Origin of the sequence: Serratia sp. 14-2641 (assembly GCF_001692375.1) — a bacterium.
Taxonomy (GTDB): Bacteria; Pseudomonadota; Gammaproteobacteria; order Enterobacterales; family Enterobacteriaceae; genus Chania; species Chania fonticola_C.
Window position 1 is genome coordinate 65,898 of the sequence record NZ_LXKR01000001.1, and the last position, 25,519, is coordinate 91,416.

26 protein-coding genes and 1 tRNA gene are annotated in these 25,519 nt (G+C 53.6%); 15 read left to right on the forward strand and 12 right to left on the reverse strand.

Annotated elements, in window-relative coordinates; translation table 11 throughout:
* Position 1: 1 nt before the first annotated feature.
* A complete protein-coding gene (locus A6U95_RS00315) occupies positions 2-694 on the forward strand; it encodes an aspartate/glutamate racemase family protein (RefSeq protein ID WP_065683018.1) in 693 nt (230 codons plus the stop codon).
* Here A6U95_RS00315 and A6U95_RS00320 read toward each other — a convergent pair.
* On the reverse strand, positions 691-1,938 hold the full coding sequence (locus A6U95_RS00320; RefSeq protein ID WP_065683019.1) for an ion channel protein: 1,248 nt from the start codon (positions 1,936-1,938) through the stop codon (positions 691-693). The two genes, A6U95_RS00315 and A6U95_RS00320, sit on opposite strands and share 4 nt — an antisense overlap.
* Before the next feature lie 332 nt (positions 1,939-2,270).
* Here A6U95_RS00320 and glk point away from each other — a divergent pair, with 332 nt between their 5' ends.
* A complete protein-coding gene (gene glk, locus A6U95_RS00330) occupies positions 2,271-3,233 on the forward strand; it encodes a glucokinase (RefSeq protein ID WP_065683020.1) in 963 nt (320 codons plus the stop codon).
* A 72-nt stretch (positions 3,234-3,305) separates the two neighbouring features.
* Here the strand turns inward: glk and A6U95_RS00335 are convergent, their stop codons facing one another.
* A complete protein-coding gene (locus A6U95_RS00335; protein WP_024486104.1) occupies positions 3,306-4,532 on the reverse strand; it encodes an OFA family MFS transporter in 1,227 nt (408 codons plus the stop codon).
* A gap of 384 nt (positions 4,533-4,916) precedes the next feature.
* Here A6U95_RS00335 and A6U95_RS00340 point away from each other — a divergent pair, with 384 nt between their 5' ends.
* Positions 4,917-5,273: a DUF2502 domain-containing protein gene (locus A6U95_RS00340; protein WP_065683021.1), complete on the forward strand. Its 357-nt coding sequence runs from the start codon at positions 4,917-4,919 to the stop codon at positions 5,271-5,273.
* Here the strand turns inward: A6U95_RS00340 and A6U95_RS00345 are convergent, their stop codons facing one another.
* The 3 genes from A6U95_RS00345 to A6U95_RS00355 all read right to left on the reverse strand — a co-directional run bounded on the left by A6U95_RS00345 (position 5,274) and on the right by A6U95_RS00355 (position 9,049).
* Positions 5,274-6,008: a LytTR family DNA-binding domain-containing protein gene (locus tag A6U95_RS00345; RefSeq protein ID WP_024486106.1), complete on the reverse strand. Its 735-nt coding sequence runs from the start codon at positions 6,006-6,008 to the stop codon at positions 5,274-5,276. It abuts the gene before it with no gap.
* Positions 6,005-7,696 carry a sensor histidine kinase gene (locus A6U95_RS00350; protein WP_065683022.1) on the reverse strand — a complete coding sequence of 564 codons (1,692 nt, stop codon included), beginning with the start codon at positions 7,694-7,696 and terminating at the stop codon, positions 6,005-6,007. Before A6U95_RS00350 ends, A6U95_RS00345 begins: the two co-directional genes overlap by 4 nt.
* Positions 7,697-7,804: 108 nt before the next feature.
* A complete protein-coding gene (locus A6U95_RS00355) occupies positions 7,805-9,049 on the reverse strand; it encodes a DUF1479 domain-containing protein (RefSeq protein ID WP_065683023.1) in 1,245 nt (414 codons plus the stop codon).
* A gap of 169 nt (positions 9,050-9,218) precedes the next feature.
* On the opposite strand from A6U95_RS00355, the gene A6U95_RS00360 reads away from it, so the two are divergent.
* From A6U95_RS00360 to A6U95_RS00370, 3 genes are all read left to right on the forward strand, one after another.
* Complete coding sequence (locus A6U95_RS00360; protein WP_024531238.1) at positions 9,219-9,761, forward strand: GNAT family protein; 543 nt, start codon at positions 9,219-9,221, stop codon at positions 9,759-9,761.
* Positions 9,762-9,880: 119 nt separating this feature from the next.
* A complete protein-coding gene (gene alaC, locus A6U95_RS00365; protein ID WP_065683024.1) occupies positions 9,881-11,095 on the forward strand; it encodes an alanine transaminase in 1,215 nt (404 codons plus the stop codon).
* A gap of 412 nt (positions 11,096-11,507) precedes the next feature.
* A complete protein-coding gene (locus A6U95_RS00370) occupies positions 11,508-12,032 on the forward strand; it encodes a cytochrome b (protein WP_065683025.1) in 525 nt (174 codons plus the stop codon).
* Between the two features lie 68 nt (positions 12,033-12,100).
* Here the strand turns inward: A6U95_RS00370 and ypdK are convergent, their stop codons facing one another.
* Both ypdK and A6U95_RS00375 read right to left on the reverse strand, forming a co-directional pair.
* Positions 12,101-12,175 (reverse strand): membrane protein YpdK, encoded by a 75-nt coding sequence (gene ypdK / locus A6U95_RS30470; RefSeq protein ID WP_099782600.1) that lies wholly within the window; start codon positions 12,173-12,175, stop codon positions 12,101-12,103.
* Between the two features lie 525 nt (positions 12,176-12,700).
* Positions 12,701-13,147 (reverse strand): antitoxin HicB, encoded by a 447-nt coding sequence (locus A6U95_RS00375; RefSeq protein WP_065683026.1) that lies wholly within the window; start codon positions 13,145-13,147, stop codon positions 12,701-12,703.
* Positions 13,148-13,360: 213 nt separating this feature from the next.
* Between A6U95_RS00375 and A6U95_RS00380 the strand changes: the two genes are divergently transcribed.
* The 7 genes from A6U95_RS00380 to A6U95_RS00410 all read left to right on the forward strand — a co-directional run bounded on the left by A6U95_RS00380 (position 13,361) and on the right by A6U95_RS00410 (position 20,914).
* The gene (locus A6U95_RS00380; RefSeq protein ID WP_065683364.1) at positions 13,361-14,263 is read left to right on the forward strand and encodes a winged helix-turn-helix domain-containing protein; all 903 of its coding nucleotides are present in this window, start codon (positions 13,361-13,363) and stop codon (positions 14,261-14,263) included.
* Between the two features lie 463 nt (positions 14,264-14,726).
* Positions 14,727-15,272, forward strand: a complete 546-nt coding sequence (locus A6U95_RS00385) for a fimbrial protein (protein WP_024529237.1) — start codon at positions 14,727-14,729, stop codon at positions 15,270-15,272.
* A 52-nt stretch (positions 15,273-15,324) separates the two neighbouring features.
* Positions 15,325-16,095, forward strand: a complete 771-nt coding sequence (locus A6U95_RS00390) for a fimbria/pilus periplasmic chaperone (RefSeq protein ID WP_065683027.1) — start codon at positions 15,325-15,327, stop codon at positions 16,093-16,095.
* Complete coding sequence (locus A6U95_RS00395; protein ID WP_065683028.1) at positions 16,061-18,613, forward strand: fimbria/pilus outer membrane usher protein; 2,553 nt, start codon at positions 16,061-16,063, stop codon at positions 18,611-18,613. Before A6U95_RS00390 ends, A6U95_RS00395 begins: the two co-directional genes overlap by 35 nt.
* On the forward strand, positions 18,604-19,737 hold the full coding sequence (locus tag A6U95_RS00400; RefSeq protein ID WP_065683029.1) for a fimbrial protein: 1,134 nt from the start codon (positions 18,604-18,606) through the stop codon (positions 19,735-19,737). The genes A6U95_RS00395 and A6U95_RS00400 overlap by 10 nt, the downstream gene beginning before the upstream one ends.
* Before the next feature lie 7 nt (positions 19,738-19,744).
* The gene (locus A6U95_RS00405; RefSeq protein WP_083196278.1) at positions 19,745-20,545 is read left to right on the forward strand and encodes a fimbria/pilus periplasmic chaperone; all 801 of its coding nucleotides are present in this window, start codon (positions 19,745-19,747) and stop codon (positions 20,543-20,545) included.
* Positions 20,546-20,704: 159 nt separating this feature from the next.
* On the forward strand, positions 20,705-20,914 hold the full coding sequence (locus A6U95_RS00410; protein ID WP_021178640.1) for a hypothetical protein: 210 nt from the start codon (positions 20,705-20,707) through the stop codon (positions 20,912-20,914).
* A 158-nt stretch (positions 20,915-21,072) separates the two neighbouring features.
* On the opposite strand, the gene A6U95_RS00415 is transcribed toward A6U95_RS00410, so the two are convergent.
* From A6U95_RS00415 to A6U95_RS00435, 5 genes are all read right to left on the reverse strand, one after another.
* On the reverse strand, positions 21,073-21,612 hold the full coding sequence (locus A6U95_RS00415; protein WP_065683030.1) for a DUF2058 domain-containing protein: 540 nt from the start codon (positions 21,610-21,612) through the stop codon (positions 21,073-21,075).
* Between the two features lie 208 nt (positions 21,613-21,820).
* On the reverse strand, positions 21,821-22,180 hold the full coding sequence (locus A6U95_RS00420) for a helix-turn-helix transcriptional regulator (RefSeq protein ID WP_065683031.1): 360 nt from the start codon (positions 22,178-22,180) through the stop codon (positions 21,821-21,823).
* A gap of 61 nt (positions 22,181-22,241) precedes the next feature.
* Positions 22,242-22,502 carry a type II toxin-antitoxin system RelE/ParE family toxin gene (locus A6U95_RS00425; protein WP_065683032.1) on the reverse strand — a complete coding sequence of 87 codons (261 nt, stop codon included), beginning with the start codon at positions 22,500-22,502 and terminating at the stop codon, positions 22,242-22,244.
* A 262-nt stretch (positions 22,503-22,764) separates the two neighbouring features.
* Positions 22,765-22,839 (reverse strand) — tRNA-Arg (locus A6U95_RS00430).
* 145 nt (positions 22,840-22,984) lie between these two features.
* The gene (locus tag A6U95_RS00435; protein WP_065683033.1) at positions 22,985-23,935 is read right to left on the reverse strand and encodes a formate/nitrite transporter family protein; all 951 of its coding nucleotides are present in this window, start codon (positions 23,933-23,935) and stop codon (positions 22,985-22,987) included.
* Between the two features lie 236 nt (positions 23,936-24,171).
* Between A6U95_RS00435 and ccmA the strand changes: the two genes are divergently transcribed.
* Both ccmA and ccmB read left to right on the forward strand, forming a co-directional pair.
* Positions 24,172-24,804: a cytochrome c biogenesis heme-transporting ATPase CcmA gene (gene ccmA, locus A6U95_RS00440; RefSeq protein ID WP_065683366.1), complete on the forward strand. Its 633-nt coding sequence runs from the start codon at positions 24,172-24,174 to the stop codon at positions 24,802-24,804.
* Positions 24,804-25,463 (forward strand): heme exporter protein CcmB, encoded by a 660-nt coding sequence (gene ccmB, locus A6U95_RS00445; protein WP_021806074.1) that lies wholly within the window; start codon positions 24,804-24,806, stop codon positions 25,461-25,463. The genes ccmA and ccmB overlap by 1 nt, the downstream gene beginning before the upstream one ends.
* Positions 25,464-25,519: the final 56 nt, after the last annotated feature.

Sequence of the window (25,519 nt, forward strand, 5' to 3'; positions counted from 1 at the left end):
AATGAAAGTGTTGGGATTATTGGGCGGGATGAGTTGGGAATCCACCATCCCCTATTACCGAATGATCAACGAGCAGGTGAAACAGCGGCTTGGTGGCCTGCATTCAGCCAAAATCGTGCTCTACAGCGTGGATTTTCATGAGGTGGAACGCCTGCAACACCAAGGTGATTGGGAAGGCGCTGGTCGTTTGCTCGCAGGGGCCGCCGCTTCGCTGCGTGCTGCCGGTGCCGAAGCCATCGTGATCTGTACCAACACTATGCATAAGGTGGCGGATGCGGTGGAACAGGCCAGCGGTCTGCCACTGATCCATATTGCCGATGCCACGGCATTGCAGGTACGGCAGCAAAATATTCACCGTATCGGCTTACTCGGTACGCGCTTTACCATGGAGCAGGATTTTTACCGTGGGCGTTTGCAGGATAAATTTGCTATCGAAGTGGTCACGCCGGATGCTGCCGATCGCGATATCGTACACCGCATCATTTATGAAGAGCTGTGCCTGGGCAAGATCGTTGATACCTCACGCGATGAATATCGCCGGATTATTGCCAAGCTGGAACAGCAGGGCGCCGAGGGGATCATCTTTGGCTGCACCGAGATCGGCCTGTTGGTTGGCGCACAAGATGCCGCGGTGCCGGTGTTCGACACTACGGCCATTCATGCGCACGCCGCTGCTGAGTATGCTCTGGCCTAGTCTTTATGCGGAGGCTGGTTTTTTACTACCAGCATCAAAGGTTTGCCCGCCAGCACCAGCCACGCGGGCAACATCACAATACAGAGTATCGGTAACAGGTGCAGCTCTGGCACTACCGCCACGGCCATAAACAGGCTCAGCCAGCCGTCGCGAGTCACCACCAGCACCAACCCCATAATGGCACAGGAGACGGTGATTGCTGCCGGAACCGCCGGGACATGTTGATGCAACATCAACCCCAGTGCGACACCGATAAATACCGCCGGGAAAATACGCCCGCCGCGGAAGCCACTGGCGGCAGCTACCACCAGGGCGGCCAGCTTGGTCAGGGTGATCACCAACAATTGGCTGGTGGTGAAACTGCCGTCGACCACCAACAGTTTCATCTCATCCAACCCTTTGAACAGGGTGACATCTCCGCCAATCACCCCAAGGATCCCCAGCAACAGACCACCTAGCCCGAGCATCAATACCGGATTTTTCAGCGAATGGAACATGTGGTGCATGCGTGGGAAGCACCAGATCGCCACCATCCCCAGGGCAATAGCAATCAGCGCGACCACCGATCCGCTGAAGATATCGCGTAGCCGGGTCACATCGTAAGCATCAAGCTGTAGGGCAAAGTTCGGGGTAAAGAACATCTGGGTAGTGACGGCCCCTGCGGCAGCGGCCATCAGCGGGGCAAACAGCCGATCCCACAGAGGGACTTCGCTATTCCCCCCCAGCGTTTGCGAGAAAATCAGGGCGGCGGCAACCGGTGTACCAAACATCGCGCCAATCGTGCCCGCGGCGGCGAGGATGATCCAGTCCATCTTGGGCACTTTGGGTAATAGTCTGGCCCCGAGTGCGACCACCAGGGCAATATTGATGGCGGTGATCGGGTTTTCCGGCCCCAAACTGACGCCGCCTGCTAGGCCGATCATCAAAGCTAACGCCAACCCCGGCACGGCGGATAGCGGCAAAGGCATGCCGATCAGTGATTCGGTAGCCGGATCTGGCCCGGCATGGCCCGGTACGAAACGTATGATCAACCCAATGGCTATACCGGTCAGCGTGAGAATACCGATGGTCCACCAGGGGGAATGGCTATCGATATTGAGCAGCTCCGGGAGGCGAGCCCACAGCAAATTCTGTAGCACGCTGGCACTTTCCATCAGCAAGATGAGGATCAGGCTGGAGGCAGAACCGATAACGATCGCGGGCAGGGCGAAGGCCAACATAGCATTGGCACGCGGATGCAGCATGCGGGATCCCTTGTTGTTACGTCCCTGATTGGCAGGGAAAACAGAGAGTAAAGCCAGCAGAATCGCCAGGCCCCAGAGAAATGTTTTGCATAGTATATAGCTCCAACGGAGCGATTTCGCTAATGGTAGCCGCACGCCATCGCATTCATCTCACGTTTTTTGCGCCAATCTGTAACCGCCGGTATAAATCGGTGAAAACTGTGCTGGCTGAAACGATTTTTGTGATCGAGATCGCTATTGCGCAGCGGGCCGCAGAATGCCGATTGTTGTTTGGGCGGCGTGATTTTACAGTGTACCCAATTTCGTATTATTCATTTTAGGGAGAAACACCGATGACCTATGCCCTCGTAGGTGATGTTGGCGGCACCAATGCCCGCCTGGCGCTGTGCACTGTCGAGACAGGCGAGATCGCCCAGGCGAAAACCTATTCTGGTCTGGAGTTCGATAGCCTGGAAGCGGTGATCCGCCAATACCTGGCCGAGCTGCAACTGGAGGTTCAGGACGCCTGTATTGCCATCGCCTGCCCGGTAACGGAGGATTGGGTCGCCATGACCAATCACACCTGGGCCTTCTCCATCAAAGCGATGAAAGAGAGCCTGGGCTTAAAGCACCTGGAAGTAATTAACGATTTTACCGCGGTTTCGATGGCTATCCCGATGCTGTCCGAAGATGACGTGTTGCAGTTTGGCGGTGGCAAAGCGCAAAAAGATAAACCGATTGCCGTTTACGGTGCGGGTACTGGCCTGGGGGTAGCGCATCTGGTGCATGTTAACCGCCGCTGGGTGAGCCTGCCGGGTGAGGGCGGCCACGTAGATTTTGCACCGAACAGCGAAGAAGAGGACATCATCCTCGAGGTACTGCGTGGCGAAGTAGGGCACGTCTCTGCGGAGCGTGTGCTGTCTGGCCCTGGGCTGGTGAATCTGTACCGTGCCATCGTTAAGGCAGACAAGCGGCTACCCGAGAAGCTGGAGCCAAAAGACATCACCGAGCGTGCGCTGGCGGACAACTGTACCGATTGTCGCCGTGCTCTGTCACTGTTTTGCGTGATTATGGGGCGGTTTGGCGGCAACCTGGCGTTGAACCTGGGGACGTTTGGCGGGGTGTATATTGCCGGGGGCATCGTGCCGCGCTTTATGGAGTTCTTCAAGGCCTCCGGGTTCCGCGCCGCCTTTGAAGACAAGGGCCGCTTTAAAGACTATGTACGTGAAATTCCAGTCTTTATGATCACCCATTCCCAACCGGGGCTGCTGGGAGCCGGTGCCCATCTACGCCAGACACTGGGGATACACCTGTAATCAGCCAATAAAAAAGGGGCGCTACCCGTTTGGCAGCGCCCCTTTTTTTGCCGACCAAAGACGACGGGTTGATTAGCCGTTGGCCTTAGCCAATACCGGCTCTGCGTGAGACTCTTCTTCCTGCTCAACCGCTTTCGGCGCTTTGATAAACAGGGTGATCAGCAGTGAAATGACCGACAGCACACCCATTACCATAAAGGTCGCGTGGAAGCCGCCGAAGTGGTTGGCAACAAACGACCCTGCCAGCGCGCCTAGACCAAAGCCCTGATAAATGATGCCGTAGTTTTTGCTGTGGTTTTTCAGGCCGAAGAAGTCACCGACAATCGCCGGGAAGACGGTAATGTTGCCACCGAAGCAGAAAGCGACCGCACCGACGCAGATAAAGAACAACGTATGGCTCAGCGTCACGAAGCTCAGTGCGGCAATCGCCAGAATAGTGACCAGCATGGTGAAGCTGATGACGCGCATACGGCCTACTTTATCGGACAGGGTGCCCAGAATGATGCGGCCTGCGGTATTGAAGATTGCCACGGCGGAAACGGTGTTGGCGGCGGTGGCCAAATCCATTCCAGCCAGCTGTACGCCCATGTCTTTAACGATACCAATCAGATACAGGCCACTCATACAGGCTGCGAAGAAAATCACGAACAGCATGTAGGCCTCTTTGCTGGCCAGCATCTGGCGCACGGTGTAATCGTTGCCCAGCGTGCCGTGGTTAGCCTGTTGGTTAACCTGCACCGGTTCTTTGAGCAGCATGGAGCCCAGCACAATCAGCGCCATCACGATCACGCCCCAGTAGAAGAAGGCGGCAGAGACACCGGCACCGCTAATCAGGGCGGCGTTAACGTATTTGAACAACAGGCTGCCACTACCGAACGCCCCGACGGAGATGCCGGAAATCAGCCCCTTGTTGTCTGGGAACCATTTGATCAGGTTGGATAGCGTAGAGATGTAAGCGATACCCACCGCAAAACCCACCACCACGCCCGCTAACAGATAAATCATATCCAGCGATTGCACGTGGGCGCTGGCAATCAACCCCAGGCCGACCAGCACACCGGAGACCAGCGTCAGATTACGGATACCGAAACGTTCTTGAAGTTTGCCGGCGAACAGCGTTGCGAAGGCCAGGAAGAAACTGGTGATCGAGAAGGTGGTAGCGACATCGCCGAGGCCCCAGTGGAACTTGTCTACCAGCGGCTGGTTGAACAGGCTCCAGGTATAGATAGTGCCGAGGCCCATCTGGCAGATGATGGTGCCGAGAACGATTAAGCTGCGATTTGCCGGTTTGCTGTTCATGGCCGGTCTCCTTCCTGTATTGGCGTTGCCTATTGGCAAAATTAGCAAGGCAACCAGAGCCCTGCGGTATGGGCTTATTATAAAGGGGGCGATCGTTGCCCATGGCGGATCGGGAATGAACTGCCGCTGCCGAGGAATGAAATGCCGTTATCGCTGCATGAGTTGCCGAATAAGGGCCAAAAAGCCGCTGGAATGCGGCCTGCCGGGCGTGATCTACATCAAAGATATGTCAGAAAGATGGCCAAACCGCCGTGGCAGACTGTGTGGTAATTGTGAAGGATATGTCTGAAAGGCGTAATTGGGCTTTCGTCCTATGGAGAACGTACCGGAGCGGAACTACTGTGATGGGGAAATGGACAGGTTCTGTTCTCTGGGAGTTACCCAATGAAAAAAGTGCTGTTGTTATTGGCTGCGTTGCTGCCGCTGTCACTGCCTGCGGTGAGCCATGCGGATATTTCTGTCGGCATCAACGTGCCTGGAATGTCGGTGCATATTGGCGATCGTGATGACCGTGGCCATTACTGGGATGGTTATCGCTGGCGTGAACCACGCTGGTGGTACCAACATCGTCCACGCGAATATTATGGCCCACGTGAACACTATGGCCCGCCGCCACGGGTGATCTACTACGGGCCACCACCACGTCAATGGCGGGATGGGCCGCGTTATCATCGGATGCCACCTCCGCCACCGCCGGGTTATTATCAGCGAGAGCGCGGTCCCCGAGGCCCGCGTTGGTAATTACAGGCGCATCAGTTGGCGGAACGCCTTGACCTTGCTGCGGCTGACCGGGACTTCAAAATCCAGATCGCTCAGCCGCAGAATATAGGTGTTGTTAAACCACGGAACGATTTCCCGGATCTTGGATAGATTGACGCAATACGAACGGTGGCAGCGGAAGAAAAACTCTTCCGGTAGCCGTTGGTAAAACTCGGTGATATTCATCGGCATCACAAACTCTTCGCGCCGGGTATATACCCGAGTGACTTTCTCATCGGCGGCGGCGTAGTAGATGTCGTTGATGTCCGTGACGATGATGCGCTCGTCTTTGATCAGGTTAATGCTGTGGTTGGTACGGTTCGCCGGTGCGCTAGGCTCCGGCGTCTGCGCCGGTCGGTTATGCAATGCCTCCAGCTTTTGCAGCATGGTGATGATACGCGCTTCATGATACGGCTTGAGGATGTAGTCGAACGCCTCGATCTCAAACGCCTCCACCGCATGCTCTTTATAGGCGGTGATAAACACGATCGACGGACGATGCGCAAACTTGCTGATGTTCTGCGCCAGCAAAACTCCGTCTAACGACGGAATATTGATATCGAGGAAAATGGCATCGACCTGATGAGTTTGCAGGTATTTCAGCACGTCCAAGCCGTCTTCAAAGGTGGCTTCGATGGTGATATTGCTGTGTTTATTAATCAGATAAGTCAGCTCTTGCTGGGCGAGAAACTCATCTTCAACAATGATGGCTTTCATAGTTGTTCCCCGGCAGGTTGTGGGCTGTTTTCGCTCTGCAGTTTATTACCGTTTTTGGTGACATAGAAGGCGATTTCCGTTCCCGGCTCCAGCCGCCGTATGCGCAATCCTTCGCCGTACAGCAGGGAAACACGGTGGTGTACGTTAAGCAGGCCGATATTGTGGCCTGGCATTTCATTGCGCGCCACGCGCTCGATCACCCGTGGATCGATGCCGTTGCCAGTATCTTTCACCGAAATCTGGACGCGATCGCCCCGATCTTTCACCGCGATCACCACCACGCCTTTCCCTTTACAGGGTTGAATACCGTGCACGATGGCATTTTCCACCAGTGGCTGGATCAGTAGGCTGGGGATGCGCACGGCAATATCATCATCGATGTCATAAATCACCGTCAGCTTACTGCCGAAGCGCGCCTGCTCGATGGCGATATAGTCCTGGATCTGATGCAGTTCCTTACGGATATCGATCAGTTCGTCGTTCAGTTCCAGGTTGTAGCGCAGGTAACGTGATAGGTTGATGATTAACTGGCGGGCGGTATCCTGATTTAGCCGGATTGACGACGAGATAGCGTTTAGCGCATTAAACAGGAAATGCGGATTGATTTTGCTTTGTAGCGCGCGCATTTCGGCCTTGTCCGCCATTTGGCGCAGATGCTCGATGCGCGAGACTTCCATCTGGGTGGAGATAATCTGCGACAGACCAACCGCCATCACCTTCAGCGTATTGGTGATCTGATGGGCATGGCAGTAGTAAATTTTCAGCGCCCCGGTCACCTCACCCTTTTCCCACAGCGGGATCACCAGTTGGGAATGGATCTGCGGTGCGGTCTGGTTCTCGAGGTTGTTTTTGATGATGATTTTGCCCTGCTGGATGCTTTCCAGCGTGACTCTGCTCAGCCCTGCGCGCCCGAGTGGGTAGTGCTCTGCTCCCACGCCAACGTAGGCCAGCACATGTTGGGTATCGGTGATGGCGACCGCATCAGCATTGATATCGTGGCGGATAATTTCGCAAATGGTAGTCAGCGATTCGCTATTGATATTACGGAAATAGGGCAGCGTTTTACGGGCGATATCCAGCGCCAGCTTGGCCTGCCGCGCCGCAATCACCTCTTTTTCGTCTTCGACGCTTTGCACCAGCAGCACGATCAGGCCGATACACACCGTGCCGAGGATCATCGGCAGGGCAATTTTAGACACGATATCCAGCCCGAGTTCGGTGGGTTTGGCCCAGGCAACGATCAGCAGCATGGTGAGTGATTCGCACAGCATGCCTCCCAAGATCCCGGCACGCCAGCGCTGGCCTTTCTTCACTTTCAGGTTGATATAACCAGCGCCGATCCCGGCAATAATGCTGGTGATCAGGCAGGGAACCGAGGTGATACCGTCGATATCGATCAGATAGCGGTGCAATCCGGCGATAATGCCGGTAATGATGCCGACCCAGGGGCCAAACAGGATCCCCCCGGCCATAATGGCAATCACACGCACGTTAACCAGAGAGCCTTCGACGTTGATGCCAGAATAGGTACTGAACAGGGCGAACAGAGAGAAGATGGCCGTGACTGCGGCCAGTTCCAGCGGAGTATGATCTTCCTTTTGCAACAGCTGGCGAAACAGCCGGGTGCGGGTGAGGAAAAACAGGCAGATCAACATCAGGGCGGCACGATCGAAGACCGCTAACAACATTTCAAAAACAGGGTGCACAACGGCGGCTCACTGCGACGAACGGGAGACCACAGTATATCACAGCGAGGCAATGACCGCGGTGGCCGGAGCACACCGCGCTCATCAGGGCTATTTGATACCCAATTGCGCCTTGCCTAGCGGCGTCAGCAGCTCAACGGTGGCGCGGCCAATGAAATCCACTTCGAAATCATCCGCAGCAAAATCCACCGGGCTTTTGCCGGACAGGAAGCTGGGCAACTGCCGTTGCAGATAGGCATCGTTCTTCTCGCAGCCCGGCGCGGCGGCGATGTACATCACGTTGCTGTCGAACTCGCCGTTATGCTCGTTTTCTACCGAATGGATCACGTCACAGTGCCAGAATACCGTATCTCCCGGCTCTAGATCGGGAATAGGGGATAACCCACTTAATAAAAGGGGATGCCATTGTTCCGAGATAGATAGCGCCCGGCCCGGGGCGGCACCGCACAGATCGTCATCCGCCACATCATCTTGCAGGGCACGCAGCAGGATATAGGCCATGGCGTTGGCGATCGGTACCACGTTCAGCGTTCCGGCGTGGGTGCGTTGCGGTGTCAGTGCTGTCCAGCCCTGGAAGGTGCGGAACATGGAACAAACTGCCGGTGAGGCGATCTCGCGCACTTCGGTGCGGCCATCGGCGGCAAAGGGATCGTATTGCTGCCAGTTGCCGGAGAACACGTGACGATAGACATAGCGGAAATTCTCATCCAGCCAGCGTTCGATGGTGCCGCTATCCACATGCGGGGAAAGGCCCAACGAAGAGGAGTTTGGTGGGCGGCGGCGGGTACGGTCGGCATAGGTAGCAACACGCGTTGGGTCAAAGTGCTGTTTACCGTTGCTTTCGGTTGCCCACAGGCTGTTGAGGAACACCTGCACCGCATGCATGCGCTGATCTTGACGAGCCTCGACCTGAGGCTTTGACCAGTAAATGCCATAGATCTGTGGCTTACTGGCAGCCAGTTTGCCAAAGTAGTTATCTTCGGCGGCATTTTTTAGCCGCTCGACGAAATTATTGCGTTCGAGATAATCGCCGATCTCCTGGTTCCAGGCCTCGGCTTTGCTGCGTGGGAATACGCCCCGAATAGCGCACACGCCGCGCTGTTTAATCAGGGCAATTTGTTGTTCGGTAACGCGTTGTTGCAGGATATCTTCGGCGTCCACCTGCGGCACCGGGTCTTGGCCGTTGGCCAGTTCCTGACGGATTTGCTCCACCTGCTGGCGAATATTGCCTTCCAGTTCCAGGAAGACTTCGCGATAGTTGGGTAAAGCCTGGCGTAACTGCTGCTTGACGCTTTTTATTGCGGCAGGAATATCATCGATGAGTAATGAAGCCATGGTGTTCTCCTTGGCCCGCCGGTGGGCGAGGATGGTGGTGGTAGGGTAGCGTTATAAAGTTGCTGTTTTGTGGTAACCTGGTTAATGATTATCTGGGTTTAATAGGGGAAAATAAAGGGATATCTTTCATTCGTAACTTCCTCTTTTTCGTTTTTCGGAGATTTACCTGATGAAATTGGAAACACCGCGCTTGCTGCTGACATCACTAACGGCAGATGACTGGCCGTTATTCCTACGTCTGTTCCAGGATCCCCAGGTGATCCGTTACATTGCCGATCCGCTGCCGGAACACGAGATCCGTGAACGTTTCGAAGCACGCTTGCCCGCATGGGATAAGCATTGCGATCGCTGGTTGTGTCTGGTGATGAGAGAAAAAAACAGCGGTCAAGCGGTGGGAATGACCGGGTTTCGCCCTGAGTGGTCCCCTTGCCAGCAGGCCGAAGTGGGTTTTGGCAGCCTGCCGGAAGGGCAAGGGAAAGGTTATGGCAAAGAGTCGCTGCCCGTGATCTTGGACTTTGCCTTCAATGCCTGCGGGTTTCACAAAGTGTATGCCACGGTGACAGAGGGGAATTTAGCCTCACGGGGTCTGTTGGAGAGCTGCGGTTTTCAACTGGAAGGGACGTTGCGTGACAATTTCCGCCTGGCGGACCGGTGGTGTAATGACTGGCGGTTGGGGTTGCTGGCGACGGAGTTTGCGGCTGCCAAACGGTAAAAAAATTGTTATGCGGGGGGCTCGACAGCCTGACAAGGCTGAGTTATGTTCGATGTTCGGCCATTCTGTGGCCAGCGTCGCTCGGATGGTCCGGGCGCTAACGTCTCTTCGAGGTAGCTATGTCTGATAACAACCCGCGCCGTTTCACGCGCATCGAACGCCTGCCCCCTTATGTATTTAATATCACCTCTGAACTGAAGATGGCCGCGCGCCGTCGCGGGGAAGATATTATCGATTTCAGCATGGGTAACCCGGACGGCCCGACGCCGCCGCATATCGTAGAGAAACTCTGCACCGTAGCCCAGCGTGACGATACGCATGGCTACTCAACCTCACGCGGTATTCCGCGCCTACGCCGTGCTATTTCGCACTGGTACCAAGAACGCTATCAGGTCGATATTGATCCTGAGAGCGAAGCCATTGTGACCATCGGCTCGAAAGAGGGGCTGGCGCATCTGATGTTGGCAACGCTCGATCACGGGGATACGGTGCTGGTGCCGAATCCAAGTTACCCGATCCATATTTATGGCGCGGTGATCGCCGGTGCGCAGGTGCGTTCCGTGCCGCTGGTGGACGGCGTGGATTTCTTTGGTGAGCTGGAGCGCGCCATTCGTGAAACCATTCCGCGGCCAAAAATGATGATCCTGGGCTTCCCGTCCAACCCGACGGCGCAGTGTGTAGAACTGGATTTCTTTGAGCGGGTAGTGGCGCTGGCGAAGCAGTATGACGTGCTGGTGATCCACGATCTGGCCTACGCCGATATCGTCTATGACGGCTGGAAAGCGCCTTCGATCATGCAGGTACCAGGAGCCAAAGACATTGCGGTAGAATTCTTCACCCTGTCGAAAAGCTATAATATGGCCGGCTGGCGGATTGGCTTTATGGTGGGTAACTCTGAGCTGGTTAGCGCATTGGCACGCATTAAAAGCTACCACGACTACGGCACCTTTACGCCGTTGCAGGTGGCCGCTATTGCCGCACTGGAAGGCGATCAGCAGTGTGTGTTGGACATTGCCGAGCAGTATCGCCAGCGCCGTAACGTGCTGGTGAAAGGGCTGCACGAAGCCGGCTGGATGGTAGAGAACCCGAAAGCCTCGATGTATGTGTGGGCAAAAATTCCTGAGCCTTATGCGCATCTGGGGTCGCTGGAGTTCGCCAAGCGTCTGTTGGCGGAGGCTAAAGTGTGTGTATCTCCAGGGATCGGCTTTGGCGATTACGGTGATACCCATGTGCGTTTTGCCTTGATTGAAAACCAGGATCGTATCCGCCAGGCGGTGCGTGGTATCAAGGCGATGTTCCGTGCCGATGGGTTAATCAAGCCTGCGACCAAATAGCATCGCGTTGTTGCTTGAGACTCGGCGTTCGCTGTTACCCCTCACCCCAACCCTCTCCCACAGGGAGAGGGTGCTGGCAGTCCCTGCTCGTTTGGAAGTAAAGCGATAATCTCAGCAAGCTCGATTGCCTCTCATCCAAGGTAAGTCACTACAATTTCAAACACGCCCGAACGGTTCCCTGTGGGAGCTGGCAGTTTGGAAGTAAAGCGATAATCTCAGCAAGCTCGATTGTCTCTCATCTAAGGTAAGTCACCACAATTTCGAACACGCCCGAACGGTTCCCTCTCCCTGTGGGAGAGGGTTAGGGTGAGGGGCGTGTTAAGTGCCCACAATCCTGATTTTTCTTCGGCTTAAGGTTCTCTTCAGTTGTTATCCGCTATGCTCTGCTAATACCGTATTAGTCGGAGTCTCTATGAGCGTTCGCTTTGCAAAATCACAAATCCTCCTACACTGGCTGACGCTGGTGATGGTGATCCTGACTTACAGCGCCATACTTCTGAAGGACTCAGTGCCGGATGAAAGCGCGGCATTGGTGAAGGATCTGCACTTTAACTTTGGCCTGTCGGTGTTTGTGCTGATGTTTATCCGCCTTGGGCTACGCCACCGGCATCCGACGCCGCCGATCACTCCGGCTTTGCCGGGTTTACAGGCGCTAGGGGCGAAAATTCTCCATTGGGTGCTGTATCTGCTGTTTTTATCGTTACCGATATTGGGCTTCTTGACGTTGGCCTATGATGGCAAACAGTGGATGCTGCTGGGCTGGCAGGTGCCACAGTGGGTCACGCCCGATGCGGGCATACGCCGCACGCTGAAAATGGTGCACGAAACCTTGGCAAACACGGGGTATTTCATCATCGGCATCCATGCCTTGGCCGCGATTTATCATCACTATGTGCGGGGTGATGACACCATGCGCCGGATGATGCCCGGCAAATAGCTCGCGGTGCAGAAACAACAAAGGGGCGCATAAGCGCCCCTTTATCTATATACCTGGTGAGATTGCGGTTAAGCAACCATCAGCATGAAGGTTCCTACCCATGCAACCAGCATGAATGAAACGCCCATCAAAAAGTATTTCACGTAACAACTCCTTGTGGAGTCCTCGCAAACCAACGATCCCGATTGTTGTCTGAGTATTTTGTGGCAAATCAGCAGCGGGTGGCGGGTTCTTCAATCAGAAGGAACAACGTCCTGAGCTACGATTTACCGGTCGTTGCGATTCAAGTTCCTTGAGGTTAACCAGGAATCACAACAGGATCGGCGCTAATGTACTCCCAAAATCCTACCCATTTCAATACTGTGTTTTTGATCACACTTTTTGCCGGTTTTTTACCCTGTCAAGGAGTTAACACGGGCACAGAATACAGCACCCCTATGCGGTGTGGTGGTTGATAAATGCCTGAAGTAACAGTTTGTTACAAGGCATCAGGCCACAGCACTGACGCTAGCGATCAGGATAGCCCAGAAGACCAGACAAGAAAGCAGGATAGCGGCCCAGACATGACGACGGTTGAGTTCCATTTTTAGCCTTCACTTTGCAATCGGTGGTTGTTTAATAACCCTATCGGCGCAAAACGGTAAAAATTTACTCTCTGGGCAAACTATTTATTCTGAGGGCTGGCGGATCGCCACTACCGTGGTATGCACTTCGTAGCCTAGAAGAAACAGGGCTTGCTCAAGGGCCTCAACCTTCGAGGCATAGGCCACATCCAGCAACCGATCGATCTGTGCGCCGTTAAACCCCATCTGGCGGGCCAGCAGCGCTTTTGAGGTGTTGCTGCTCAACATGTGGTTATGCAGTTCCAGCTTTAATTTCACCAGCACTGGCAAATGCAGGGCAATGTCACCGCTTTGCAATGCGGAGGCCGCAGGCACCGGGCGCCCTTCTTCCATTTCAATGGCGATAGCCGTCAGCAGGCTTTCCTGGGCCTCCAGCTCGACGTCCTCACGTTTGTAGCAGGCTGCCTGCTGCTCGGGGAAATCGCGTAGGGTAATTTGCCAGGCATCGCTTTCGCTATCGAAGGCGTATTGGGCGGGATAGTGGCAAGGCATCATATTTCCTGCTTGGGGGGAAGTGAGCCGCATTGTGACCGGTTGGCGACAACAATGCCAGAGATTGGCGTTCTTAAAGCGCGAGGAAAATCACTGCTTAGGCCGTCAAGCTGAGAGCACTGTTGCACCGTATCTTTTTTGAACGGTGACTGATGTTTTATTAGGAACTTATGCCAGAATTATCCTATAAGCCCAATGATGGTCCGGATTAACATGAAATACAGATTTAACGATCGTGTGCTGTTTGATGGTGATAGCGGAACGTTGGGTCCAAGCGACTTTTCCGACGAGCCCACTTCTATTTCCAATCCTGCTAAACGTCTTTTGCTATTACTGATCGCCAACTATGGCAAACCCGTGGAACGGGAGGTGATTTTCAAAAAGGTGTGGGACGACTACGGCATGATCTCCAGCAATAACAACCTTAATCAATGCGTGAGCAAGTTGCGCCGGGTGCTTAAGGTGATGGGGATCGATGATGAAGTGATTGTTACCGTGCCGAAGATAGGGTTTATGTTGCGCCGCGAGATCCAGGTTGAAATCAGCCAGGAAGACGATGGGCATTTTACCCCGTTAGTCCCTGCACAGACAGTGGGTGATGAGGCCTATTTGCCAGTCGAGAGGGGGCTGGAAGCCGAAGCTGAGACTGACGATGATGTTGCTCCAGCTTCCGGGGGGGAGGGTGAGCCCGATCTGCCGACAAGCGTAGAGATTGCCACTCCAGCTAACAAAAAACGTCTTGGTTGGGGCCTGATCGCTACGGTTGCTGGTTTGATTTTTGTACTGGGGATCGCATCTACGATGTACGCCACCAATTCGCTTGCCAGACAGGAGGTATTTCTTGGCAAGGCTGGGAGTTGCAAGGTATTTATGTCGACATCCACGCAGTCTGGTGTCCCCAGTTCCAGCCTCAATAAGGACATGTTGTCCTATGTGGAGCAACGAAAAGCCGAATGCCGGGCAGATGAATATCTACTGGTGGTACGTAGCAACCAGGTTCGCTCTTTTATTTCTGGCGTGAACCGCCTGTTTTTTGTTCGCTGCACCATCGTACGTGAGCACAAAATAGAGTTTTGCTCAGGGCTAGAGAACGACAGTTTGCCGTTGTTACAGTAAGGCTAAGTAAAAGAATAGGCCTGATCATCGCAACAGTAGTCTTGTTTTTGGGTGGGGTGGGTGATTCCCCACCAAATTGTTTAAATTTTGTATGTTTTGAACATAAAACAAACAAGTTTTTTGTGCTTAACCAAGAGATCATGCAGAGTTTTGTGCATTAAATAGGCTGTAAAAAATATTAAATTTAGATTTTAAACCTAAATAATTCCAAGTTAATAGTTAATGATTCTTTTGTGCCGACTGTGGGTTAAGATTTTTCTCGTCAACGGGTGGTTAGGATTTTTCTTAAGTAACTGACTGGTGACGCTCACCACGGAACCTGCGGAGTAATCGCAGAACGGTGGAAACAAACAAGTACGGCAGGATGGTAAATAACGGACCGATGACAGTAAAGATTCTCGGGCGCACCAATCGGCAATGTGCTTGGTTAACTACAGTTATCTTGTAACGGATTAGGATCATTATGAAATTTTACAACACCAAAACTACCCTGCTGGCCGCTGTTATCGGTATGACTTTTGCAGGCTCAGCCCTGGCAGCCGATGGCACCATTACCATCAACGGTACCATTACTGACACTACCTGCGATATTTCGGTTAACAACCAGTCTAAAGACGCCACGGTCACTTTGCCGACTATTTCCATCTCTGCGCTGCCAGCCGTTGGGGCAACAGCAGGGGCAACACCTTTCAGTATCGCACTGACCAACTGTGCGGGGGCTACACTTAATACTGCCAGCACCTTCTTTGAAGCAGGTGCTTATGTTGAACAGAGCACCGGTCGCCTGAACAACTCGGCATCGGGTACGGCGACCAACGTTCAGGTTCAGCTGTTGAACGCCAATCTGGGCAGCATCATGGCGGGTAATGCACATAGCCAAGGCGATTTGGCCGTTGATATCAGCTCCGGTGGCGGCGTAATGAATTATTACGCGCAATACTATGCGAACGGGACGGTCACGCCAGGTACGGTTAATACCCAGGTGGATTACACCATCATCTACCTGTAAGACATCCAGCCGTGGGATGGGGGCAACCTCATCCCTTTCAGAGGACAGCGCCATGTTAAGAACTCTATTTACCGTTTCCGCCCTTGGCTTGGCGCTGACATGGACAGTTGCCGCTGATGCTGGTGTGATCATCAACGCCACCCGCATTATTTATAACGAAAACAGCGGTGAAGCGATTACCCAACTGCGTAACCAAGGGACCAGCCCGGTGTTGATCCAGTCCTGGATCGATAACGGTGATGTCAAATCCAAACCTGACACCGTCAAGGTGCCTTTTACCCTGACGCCACCGGTCGCCCGTATCGATCCGGGCAAAGGGCAGGCGTTGCGCATTGCACGTACCGGCGGAGGATTGCCGGGTAACCGTGAATCTCTGTTCTGGCTTAATGTGTTGGAAATACCACCCAAGGCTTCCCAAAAAATAGCCGCGGGCGACAACCTGATGCAGTTCTCTTTCCGTACCCGCATCAAACTGTTCTATCGGCCGGATAACCTGCCAATGACCCCGGCTCAGGCTTACGAAAAACTGGATCTGAGCTTACGCAAAGGGGCTGCGGGTTACGAAATCGTCGCCAAGAACCCATCGCCTTATTACCTTACTTTCCGCCAGATTGAGATTCGCAGCGCCAAAGGCGCGCCAGTGCTGGGCGATCTGGGGAAAACGCAGGAAAGGATGGTGGCCCCCTTTGGCGAGTTGGTGATGAAAATTCAAGGAATGAAATCGGCACCGTCAGCAGGCTTAAAAGCGTTTTACAGCCTGATTGATGATTTCGGTGGGGATAACAAAAATGAGCGGACGTTGGCGGGCAGTGGTAAGTCTTGATTGGCGACCCTCTTTTCTCAACCAGATTTACATTGCGGGAGCCATTTTACTGGTTCCCTTGGCGTTGGCTTATGCGGATGAAACCGAGGCTATTGAGTTCAACGAGTCTTTTCTGCGTTCGTCCGTCGATGTCAGCCAGTTCTCCAGCGGTAACCCGGTTGCTCCCGGCATTCACCGCATCGATCTCTATCTTAACGACCAATGGAAAGGGCGGCAGGACGTCAACTTTTCCCTGGCTTCGCCGCAAAGCAGCATCGCTCAGCCTTGCTACGATCTGAAACTGTTAAGCCTGTTCGACATTGCCTTGGATAAACTGGACAAGGCGGTGTTGTCACGCTTGCAGCAAGGGGAACAGTGTATTGCGCTGGGTGAACTGGTGCCTGGCGTGGAGGGCAATTTTGATAGCGGTGGCCAACGGTTGGATGTGCGTGCACCGCAGTCTTTGCTGCAGCATGAAGCCCGTGGTTATGTCAGCCCTGAGCTGTGGGATAACGGCATCACGGCGGCTACCCTGCAATATGACTACAACGCCTACCGTGCTGATCATTCCGACTCATCTGCTCAAACCACCCAGTTTTTGGGGTTGCGTGGCGGATTGAACTGGGACGTGTGGCGTTTGCGTTACCGGGCGTCGGCCAATTGGAATGATGACGAGGGTTTTCGCTATCAAAGCAATGAAACCTATCTTGAGCGGCCTTTGGTTGGCTGGCGTAGCCGGATGGTGCTGGGACAATCGACTACCGACGGCCAAGTCTTTGACAGCATTGGGTTCATTGGCGCTCAGATCAGCTCGGACGATCGTATGTACAGCGATTCCCAACGTGGCTTTGCCCCGGTAGTGCGTGGTATCGCCAATACCAATGCGCTGGTGCGTGTAAGCCAGCGTGGCAGCCAGATTTATGAAACCACGGTACCGCCGGGGCCGTTTGTTATTGACGATCTGTATCCTACCGGCAGCGGCGGCGATCTGCTGGTCACGGTGACCGAAGCCGACGGCACCGAACGCAGCTTTACCGTCACCTATGCTTCGATAGCCGAACTGCTGCGGCCAGGTGTAACCCACTATTCACTGATGGCGGGGAAATATCGCAATAATTCGGTGAGCGAGGAACCTGCCATTGCGGTGGGCACCTTGAGGCATGGTTTCACTAACCTGCTGACGGGTTATACCGGCGTGATCGGTGCCGATGGCTATGCGGCCGCCTCGGGCGGTCTGGCATTCAATACCGATTTTGGTGCGCTCTCGGCGGATATTACCCAGGCACAAACGCAGTTTGATAACCGTCCTAACGAGCAGGGGCAGAGCGTACGGCTCACCTATGCGAAAATTTTGCCGGTGGTGGATACCAACATCACGCTGGCCAGCTACCGCTATTCCAGCTCTGGGTATTACAACGTGGATGACGCCATGTTGCTGCGCGATCGCGACAGTAACGATAGCGGCTTTGCTGACTATAACAGTTGGAAACGACGTAATCGTTTCCAGATCAACGCCAGCCAGTCGTTGCCGGAGGGTTTTGGGACGGTCGCGTTGAATGCCAACGTGCAGGATTATTGGGATCATGACCAGACTGACCGCGAATATCAGCTTAGCTACAACAATCACTATAACAAGCTGAATTATGGGGTTAACTTCGCACGGACACGCAACCTGGCAACCGGAAACTGGGATAATAAAGCCATGCTGACCCTGTCGATCCCATTGGGCTCCAGCTCGCGTGCGCCTAACCTGACCAGCAGCTATACCCAGCAAAAGGATCGCCAGGGGTTGCAGAACTCGCTTTCCGGTAGCCTGGGAGAGGACCGGCAGTATAACTACAGCGCCTTTACCAACTACGACTATGCTAAAAATGGTAGCAACAGCGTTAGCGGCGGCGTCAACGGCTCATGGGCCGCGCCTTATGCCTTCGTTGGGGGCAGCGTTTCCGCAGGCCAAGGTTATCAACAATATGGTGCCAATATGTCCGGTGGCCTGGTTGCTTATAGCGGTGGAGTGGTGTTTACACCGATGCTGGGGGAAACGTCGGCGATCGTCGAGGCAGAAAACGCCAAGGGGGCCAGGATCACCAACTACAGCGGTCTGCGCCTGGATAACAGCGGGAAGGCGGTGGTCCCTTACCTCAGCCCTTACCGCCAGAATACCGTGGAGTTGGATCCGAAAGGGCTTTCCAGTGATGTGGAGCTGAAATACACCAGCCAGAAGATCGCGCCTACCGCCGGTGCCGTCGGGCTGTTACGTTATGAGACCGAAAGCGGCTACTTGATCCTGGTGACGGCCCGAGACGTTGCTGGTAATCCGTTGCCCTTTGGCGCAAACGTGTCCGACGAACAACAGCGCAGCGTGGGGTACATCGGTCAGGTTGGTGAAGGCTTACTGCGGGTCAGCAACCCTAAAGGCCAGTTAGAGGTGAAATGGGGGGAAGGGGCCGGAGAACGTTGCCGGTTTAACTATCAGTTGCCCGCCGTATCGCCTGGGGATGAATCGGACTATCGCCGCCTGGAGGTAATATGCCAATGAAGCAACCACTGATTTTGACCCGTTTTTTCACGCTGTGGCTTGGTGCGGGATTCCGGCTGCGGGGTAAGCGCTTGCTTCTTGGCTTATTGCTGATTTTTGGCTACGGCGGAGCGGCCAGTGCCGAAGGGCTTGCAATCAGCTGCGCGCGTAACAGTGGTTATTATCAGTTTTTCGATACGGCCACCATTGAGATTGGCAAAGACAGCGCCGTGGGGGATGTGCTGGGGCCTTGGATCAACTCTTACAACTCCACCGCCTGGAACTGCACCCCCAATAGCGCCTACCAGCAGCCGGTGCAGTTTAGCGTTCAGGGTTACCCGCCTTATACCACGCGCAATACCATCGTGGTCGATGGGCAAACTTACATGCTGTATAACACCACGGTAAAAGCCGGCCTGGGGTATATCGTCCGTTGGCGTTATACCCTGAATGGTAAAACGACCAACTGGCAGCCGCTGACCGTCAGCACTGCCGGGCAGCAGACCCATCCTGAGTCCATTACCGTCAACTACAGCGGTAACCGTTTCTATCTGGGCGTTGATGCCCAGGTGCGGTTTGTGAAAACAACCACCGGCCTGACCGCTGGCGCAATTCCCCTGTTCGATCCAATTTATCTGCGGCATTTGCAGACGTATAACGGCATTGCTGCGCCCGGCGATCTCACTTACATGATTGCTCAGTTCAAAAGCGGCGGAACGATCGCTAGTGGCGGCACTTGCACCACACCGAATGTGAATGTCGATCTGCCGGAGGCCAGCGTCGGTCAGTTCAACGGCGTGGGTTCGGTGGCTGGGCGTAAAGCCTTTGAGCTGGCGTTCAACCAATGCCCGGCTGGCTTGGCCAGCATTGGTTACAGCTTTGCAGCCACGACCCAGGTGCTGGATGCCGCCAATGGCGTAGTGGCACCGAATGCCACCTCAAGCGCTGGTGGTGTCGGGATCCAGTTACTGCGTGGCAACAACCTTCCGGTGACGTTTGGCACTATTTATCTACTGGATAACTATGATAGTTCGGCCAAGGCCAACTATCGGGTTCCTATGCAGGCCGGCTTGTTCCAGGTGGGTAATACGGTAACCGCAGGTACGGCCAACACCGCAATCACTTTTACGCTCAATTACAAGTAGGGTGAGAATGGCAGCTATGTATGGTTTCACGCCACAATATCGCAGGCTTGGCCGTTGGCTATTGATTACGGTGATGGCCTTTTTTATCCCACTGAGCCACGCCGAGATATATCTGGGAGCCACGCGCCTGATTGTCAACGGCAAGGATAAGGAAGCGACGCTGCGCGTGACCAACGAGGGTCGCTCTGCGGTGTTGCTGCAAGTCTGGGTGGACAATGGTGATAGTGAGGCGGAACCGGAGAAAATCGCCACGCCGTTTACCGTAGCGCCGCCAATCTTGCGCCTGGACGGGAAGCGGGCACAGCGTCTGAGAGTGTTGTTTACCGGGGCAGAACACACGCTGCCGAGCGATCGTGAGTCGGTGTTTTGGCTTAACGTGTTGGAGATCCCGCCGAAAGTGGCCAGCAATACGGCCAGCCAGATGCAGATGGCGTTCAGAACCCGGATCAAATTATTCTACCGGCCACGGTCATTGCAGACAGTGAACACGACTAATGTTCAGGAGCAACTGCGCTTTAGCCTGGCAAAACAGGGTGGCAACCCCGTGTTGGTGGTCAGCAACCCCACGCCTTTTCACCAGACATTACTAGAAATGACGGTGGGCCGCGATAAGCAGCAGGCAGTCGCTATCTTGGTGCCGGAAAACGGTATGGTAAGCCCAAAAGGGCAGGCTGATTTTGCCTTAACGGCGGCTAAAGGCCCGGTGAATGCTGGCATGAAGGTGTTTTACTCGGTGCTTGACGATTTTGGCTCTGTGGTGACGGCAGACCAAGTCTTGCAAGCTGCGCAGTCGCCCTTGCCGCGCTAGGTATTTTTGCGATCCTTGCTCGTTTTTTAATCACACAGCACGTATGGCGTATATTTTTTAGCTTTTGCGAGTATTCTTAGAGGTGCAGCACATTTAACGAGCGATTGTCATCCTGCTTGTGGCACGTCAACTTTACTGTAAAACGTTGAGGAGGAGAGCATGGAAACTTTGGAAAAGTGCTATGTCTATGCCAAAAACACCAGCAACATGGATTTTCTCGCTTCTACGGTGGCATTCTTGGAGTTTCAGGGACGTGAAGTCGATGCTAACGGCGTGGCGGGTAATATGTCGCGTGAACAGAGCGATAACTTCTTCGAACGGCTCAATCATTACCGTTCTATCTACAAAAAGCAGAGCCAGCCAGCTTGAATTCACCCCAAGGCCCCGTTTTCGGGGCTTTTTCATGTAAATACGATTTTGCGTGATTTACTTAGCAGGATGAAAAGGTAGGTCGTAATGCCCCTGCGGTTGAGCTCAAGGGGCGTTGTTGCTTGTGGGCTGGCGCGGTAAGCCTCTGGACAGTTTGTTTACCACATCAGATCGTCAGGCACGACAAAATCGGCATACGGATCTTCTTCATCTTTAGCCTCTTTGCTTAGTTCGGCATTTAATACAATACTGCTCGCATCACGCTGCGCAATTTTATCGGCCACGATCGCGGGTATAATCGCGTATTCGCCATCAGGGTTCTTATCGGTAATCAACCGAGCAATAGCAAGGCGGCCACTAATCAATTGAGATTGGGTTGTTTTATCCACATATATTTTTTTAATTAAATTGTTATCTGTGAAGTTATAACCAATATCACCATGTGAAATAACGATCCGATTCATTTCAATGAGCTGCTTTACCTGCGCTTTATACTCTTTAGCTAAAGCGGCCTGTTTTTGCTGCTCATTCAACTGCTTATCACGTTCAATCTGTGCTTTTTTGTTTTCTTCCACGGCCTCTCTTGCCTCACGAGCCTGAACCCGCGATTTTTTCGCCGTTCTTTCCACTTTCGCCAGTTTTTTACTGTTGACCAATCCAGCTTTAAGCAGCTGCTCTTGTAATGTTAGCTTTGCCATGTTCGTTTCCGAAACCGATTAAATAATGCCTTGGATTATACCCTTAACGTATGAGGTTGTGCTAGGTAGCGGGCGCCGGTCACACATTATACCCTGTCCTCAGCGCCAGCATGGGTGCTGATTTGTAAGGGCCGAATATGTTCGGCCTGAGTTAACCCATTGTTTATCTAAAGGGTCGAGCATTGCCGCATCCCTACACTGAGCAAGATTAGGGGATCAACTGCTCGGGGGAGCAATCATACAGCGCCGCTAGTTTTTCACGGGTACGCTTCTGAGGACGGCCTGATGCCTCCCATTGTGAAACGGTGGATTGGGTTGTGCCGAGTTTTTCGGCCACATCATATTGAGACAGGTCCCGATAGACCCGCCAGGCCGCCAGAAGAGAAACTTCCTGGTCAATCATGATCTTGACGATCGCGTTAGGCACGGTCACATCATCGGATTTTGAGGCAGTGTAGGGCACATCTTCCCAATCATTTTTTGCGTTAATAAGTTTTTCATATTCGCTGTAGGGCACCACGGCATACTGTGGTTCGCCTTTATCGTTGCGGATAATTTGCACTGCCATTTTCGGTTACTCCTGTTTTTACTTTAGATAGCTACATGAGGAAAGGGCGGGTTTTCCCGCCTTAGTACGTTTTCGATGACCTACGCTTAACTGCTGCAATCTCATAGATGACCGGTTCACCGTCAGTGATTTCGAAGATTACCCTATAGTCTCCAACCCTAAGCCGGAACTGGTTATCAGTTGCGTGGAGCTTCCTGATGTCGAGCTTTACGGCGGGAAGATTTTCAAGTTGGTTAACCTTCTCACTGATGGCTTTGCGGTACCTGGTGTCGATTGACAGCAACTGCTTGAGTGCTTTCTTCGTCCATTGAACCGTAACCATCATTTCCTCATTTTGTTAAGGAGCGCTATCCTAACTGGTCGATTAGATAATAAGATTTAATTGCGGTTATCTCAACAAAAATGCGATTTAAATACGATACTTTGCGATGTGCTTCGCAAGAAGGGAACGTTGGTCGGGATGATGAGATGGTATTGCATGCTGGATAACGGATTGCCGAATCTATGAGCAGACAGTATGTTTGTCTTTTGGTTGTACTGTGACTGAGCTTTGTTCGTGTGGGGGAGATTTGTTGGCATCAACATGGTGTCCCCTGCAGGAATCGAACCTGCAACTAGCCCTTAGGAGGGGCTCGTTATATCCATTTAACTAAGGGGACACGGCGGGCGCAGTATACCTATTTTTGCGCTTGGGTTTAAGGGGCTATTGGTCTGATTGCCTGAAATATAATCGGTTTTCTCCCGTTATGCCCCATTTTCCCGATTATCCACCTTTTAATGTGCCGCGAACGGGTTGGAGAAGTTTTATTCGCGGTCTGATTTATCCGTGTGTTCCTTCCTGGGTTGATTCTCCCGTTGAGCCTTTAGCCGTTCGGCCTTGGCCTTGTCACTCATATCGTTGCGGATCTGCGCATGGCTGATCAGGGCGAAGATAAAGCTGCCGCCGATGATATTGCCCGCCAACGTCGGGATGGCGAACGGGTAGAAGAATTCCTGCCAGGGGAGTGCGCCGCTAAACACCAGGTACAGGATCTCGACGGAACCAACCACGATATGGGTAAGATCGCAAATCGCCACCAGGTAGGTCATCAGCACGATCACCCAGATCTTGGCGGCTCTGGCCGAAGGGAACATCCACACCATCGTGGCGATGATCCAACCCGCCAGGATGCCGTTGGCAAACATCTCTCCCGGGGTGTTATGCATGATTTCCTGTGACAAGCTGGTGAAGGCCGCACGGGTATTCTCATCAAAAATAGGCATATAGATAAACGCCAGCGCGGCCAGGCCGGTGCCGAGCAGATTCCCCAACAGCACTATCCCCCATAGGCGGAACAGAATGACGAAGTTTTTAGGCGTCGGTTTATGCATGATGGGCAACACCGCAGTGACGGTGTTTTCAGTAAACAACTGCTGGCGAGCCATGATGACTATGATAAAACCGAAGGTATAGCCGATGTTCTCGATAAAAAACCGGCTTGGGTCGTCCGGTAGCCGTGCGTGAAAAATCCCTTTTGCTGCCAGGGAAGCCCCCATCGACAAGCCAGCCGCCAAGGCTGACAGCAATAGCGCCAGCCAGTCACGCTCCAGTTCTTTTTCCCCCTCCATGCGGATTTGTTCATGTACGGCAGCGGCGCGCGAGGGCAGTTTTTGCTCATCGACCTCAATGGTGGATTTGCCCCGATCGTGCTCTTCGCTTTCGACCTTGACGCTGCTTTTATCGCTGTTGGCTTGACGATCTGGTTTTACGCTCAATGGTCATTCTCCTATTGGCTGATAACTAAGCGTAGTTGCTGATGAGGCGAAGGAAAGTGCGCCGGGAAAATGATTAAAAAGTAACGAAATTTTAACGTTGCTGTTTTTTTCTACGCAATTTTGATCTGATGCGCAATATTACCTCTAATGGAGTACATCCAAGCCAGGCTGCGGGCTTCGAGCGCACTGTGGCTTATGCTATGATTCGCTATCCCAAAGAAAAATATGAGTCCTCCATGCTGGAAGCCAGAAATCTTAGTTGTGTACGAGATGAACGTACTCTGTTTGACAGGTTGAGTTTTTTGGTGAGTCCGGGGGACATTATTCAGGTGGAAGGCCCTAATGGGGCTGGCAAAACCAGCTTGCTGCGCATTTTGGCCGGGTTGGCGCAGCCAGACGCGGGTGAAGTGCTGTGGCAGGGCGAAAATACGCGTCATCGGCGTGAGCAATATCATCTGGATCTGCTGTTTCTGGGGCATCAGCCGGGGATTAAATCCATGCTGACCCCGTTTGAGAATTTGCAGTTTTACCAGGCCGTTAGCCAGGCATCCGATCGTCAGGCCATCTGGCAGGCGTTGGAGCAGGTAGGCTTGGTGGGGTACGAGGATTTACCGGTGGCGCAGCTTTCCGCCGGGCAGCAGCGGCGGGTGGCGCTGGCACGGCTCTGGCTCAGCAAATGCCCTCTGTGGATCCTGGATGAACCTTTGACGGCCATAGACAAGCAGGGCGTGTTGGAGCTGACCGCGCTGTTTGAGCAACATGCACAACAGGGCGGTATGGTGCTGCTAACGACGCATCAAGATTTAACCGGAACACGGCAGGCGGTAAGGAAAATTCGCCTGACACAGACCAGCGCGGAGATCGCCTGATGTTCTTTATCATACTGCGGCGGGAACTGAAAATTGCCTTTCGTAAAGGCTCCGAGATCGTCAACCCGCTGTGGTTCTTCCTGATCGTGATCACGCTGTTTCCGCTGGGCGTTGGGCCAGAACCGCAATTGCTGGCGCGTATTGCGCCGGGGATTATCTGGGTAGCGGCGCTGTTAGCCTCGTTGCTTTCACTGGAGCGATTGTTCCGTGATGACTACCTGGATGGCTCATTGGAACAGTTATTGTTATTGCCAACGCAGCTGCCAATGACGGTGTTAGGCAAAGTGTGTGCTCACTGGGTTGTGACTGGGTTGCCGTTGTTGATCCTGTCGCCGCTGGTGGCGCTGCTGCTGTCGCTGGATGTGAATACCTGGATGGCGATGGCGCTGACTCTGCTGCTGGGCACCCCAACGTTGAGCCTGATTGGTGCTATCGGTGTGGCGTTGACGGTGGGGCTACGCAAAGGCGGCGTGCTGCTGAGTTTGCTGGTGTTGCCGCTGTATATTCCGGTACTGATTTTCGCTACCGCGGCGATAGATGCCGCCTCGATGGGGATGCCGATTGACGGTTACCTGGCCATCCTGGGTGCGATGCTGGCGGGCAGCATCACGCTGGCGCCTTTTGCCACCGCAGCTGCGTTGCGTGTAAGCGTACACTAGCTGGAAATTTAATCGCGGATGAATGCCTCTAAGAGCTTTTCCGTGCGCAAGACTTT

What these genes read in the sequence shown, in the direction of transcription:
- A6U95_RS00390 (WP_065683027.1), top strand. Translation starts at nt 15,325, where the DNA reads ATGTTAAGAACTCTATTTACCGTTTCCGCCCTTGGCTTGGCGCTGACA.
- glk (WP_065683020.1), top strand. Translation starts at nt 2,271, where the DNA reads ATGACCTATGCCCTCGTAGGTGATGTTGGCGGCACCAATGCCCGCCTG.
- A6U95_RS00335 (WP_024486104.1), bottom strand. Translation starts at nt 4,532, where the DNA reads ATGAACAGCAAACCGGCAAATCGCAGCTTAATCGTTCTCGGCACCATC.
- A6U95_RS00420 (WP_065683031.1), bottom strand. Translation starts at nt 22,180, where the DNA reads ATGGCAGTGCAAATTATCCGCAACGATAAAGGCGAACCACAGTATGCC.
- A6U95_RS00395 (WP_065683028.1), top strand. Translation starts at nt 16,061, where the DNA reads ATGAGCGGACGTTGGCGGGCAGTGGTAAGTCTTGATTGGCGACCCTCT.
- A6U95_RS00345 (WP_024486106.1), bottom strand. Translation starts at nt 6,008, where the DNA reads ATGAAAGCCATCATTGTTGAAGATGAGTTTCTCGCCCAGCAAGAGCTG.
- A6U95_RS00375 (WP_065683026.1), bottom strand. Translation starts at nt 13,147, where the DNA reads ATGCCTTGCCACTATCCCGCCCAATACGCCTTCGATAGCGAAAGCGAT.
- A6U95_RS00340 (WP_065683021.1), top strand. Translation starts at nt 4,917, where the DNA reads ATGAAAAAAGTGCTGTTGTTATTGGCTGCGTTGCTGCCGCTGTCACTG.
- A6U95_RS00425 (WP_065683032.1), bottom strand. Translation starts at nt 22,502, where the DNA reads ATGGTTACGGTTCAATGGACGAAGAAAGCACTCAAGCAGTTGCTGTCA.
- ccmA (WP_065683366.1), top strand. Translation starts at nt 24,172, where the DNA reads ATGCTGGAAGCCAGAAATCTTAGTTGTGTACGAGATGAACGTACTCTG.
- A6U95_RS00410 (WP_021178640.1), top strand. Translation starts at nt 20,705, where the DNA reads ATGGAAACTTTGGAAAAGTGCTATGTCTATGCCAAAAACACCAGCAAC.
- A6U95_RS00350 (WP_065683022.1), bottom strand. Translation starts at nt 7,696, where the DNA reads ATGTTGTTAGCGGTCTTCGATCGTGCCGCCCTGATGTTGATCTGCCTG.
- A6U95_RS00320 (WP_065683019.1), bottom strand. Translation starts at nt 1,938, where the DNA reads ATGCTGCATCCGCGTGCCAATGCTATGTTGGCCTTCGCCCTGCCCGCG.
- A6U95_RS00315 (WP_065683018.1), top strand. Translation starts at nt 2, where the DNA reads ATGAAAGTGTTGGGATTATTGGGCGGGATGAGTTGGGAATCCACCATC.
- A6U95_RS00355 (WP_065683023.1), bottom strand. Translation starts at nt 9,049, where the DNA reads ATGGCTTCATTACTCATCGATGATATTCCTGCCGCAATAAAAAGCGTC.
- A6U95_RS00380 (WP_065683364.1), top strand. Translation starts at nt 13,361, where the DNA reads ATGAAATACAGATTTAACGATCGTGTGCTGTTTGATGGTGATAGCGGA.
- ccmB (WP_021806074.1), top strand. Translation starts at nt 24,804, where the DNA reads ATGTTCTTTATCATACTGCGGCGGGAACTGAAAATTGCCTTTCGTAAA.
- A6U95_RS00385 (WP_024529237.1), top strand. Translation starts at nt 14,727, where the DNA reads ATGAAATTTTACAACACCAAAACTACCCTGCTGGCCGCTGTTATCGGT.
- A6U95_RS00405 (WP_083196278.1), top strand. Translation starts at nt 19,745, where the DNA reads ATGGCAGCTATGTATGGTTTCACGCCACAATATCGCAGGCTTGGCCGT.
- A6U95_RS00415 (WP_065683030.1), bottom strand. Translation starts at nt 21,612, where the DNA reads ATGGCAAAGCTAACATTACAAGAGCAGCTGCTTAAAGCTGGATTGGTC.
- A6U95_RS00370 (WP_065683025.1), top strand. Translation starts at nt 11,508, where the DNA reads ATGAGCGTTCGCTTTGCAAAATCACAAATCCTCCTACACTGGCTGACG.
- alaC (WP_065683024.1), top strand. Translation starts at nt 9,881, where the DNA reads ATGTCTGATAACAACCCGCGCCGTTTCACGCGCATCGAACGCCTGCCC.
- A6U95_RS00360 (WP_024531238.1), top strand. Translation starts at nt 9,219, where the DNA reads ATGAAATTGGAAACACCGCGCTTGCTGCTGACATCACTAACGGCAGAT.
- A6U95_RS00400 (WP_065683029.1), top strand. Translation starts at nt 18,604, where the DNA reads ATGCCAATGAAGCAACCACTGATTTTGACCCGTTTTTTCACGCTGTGG.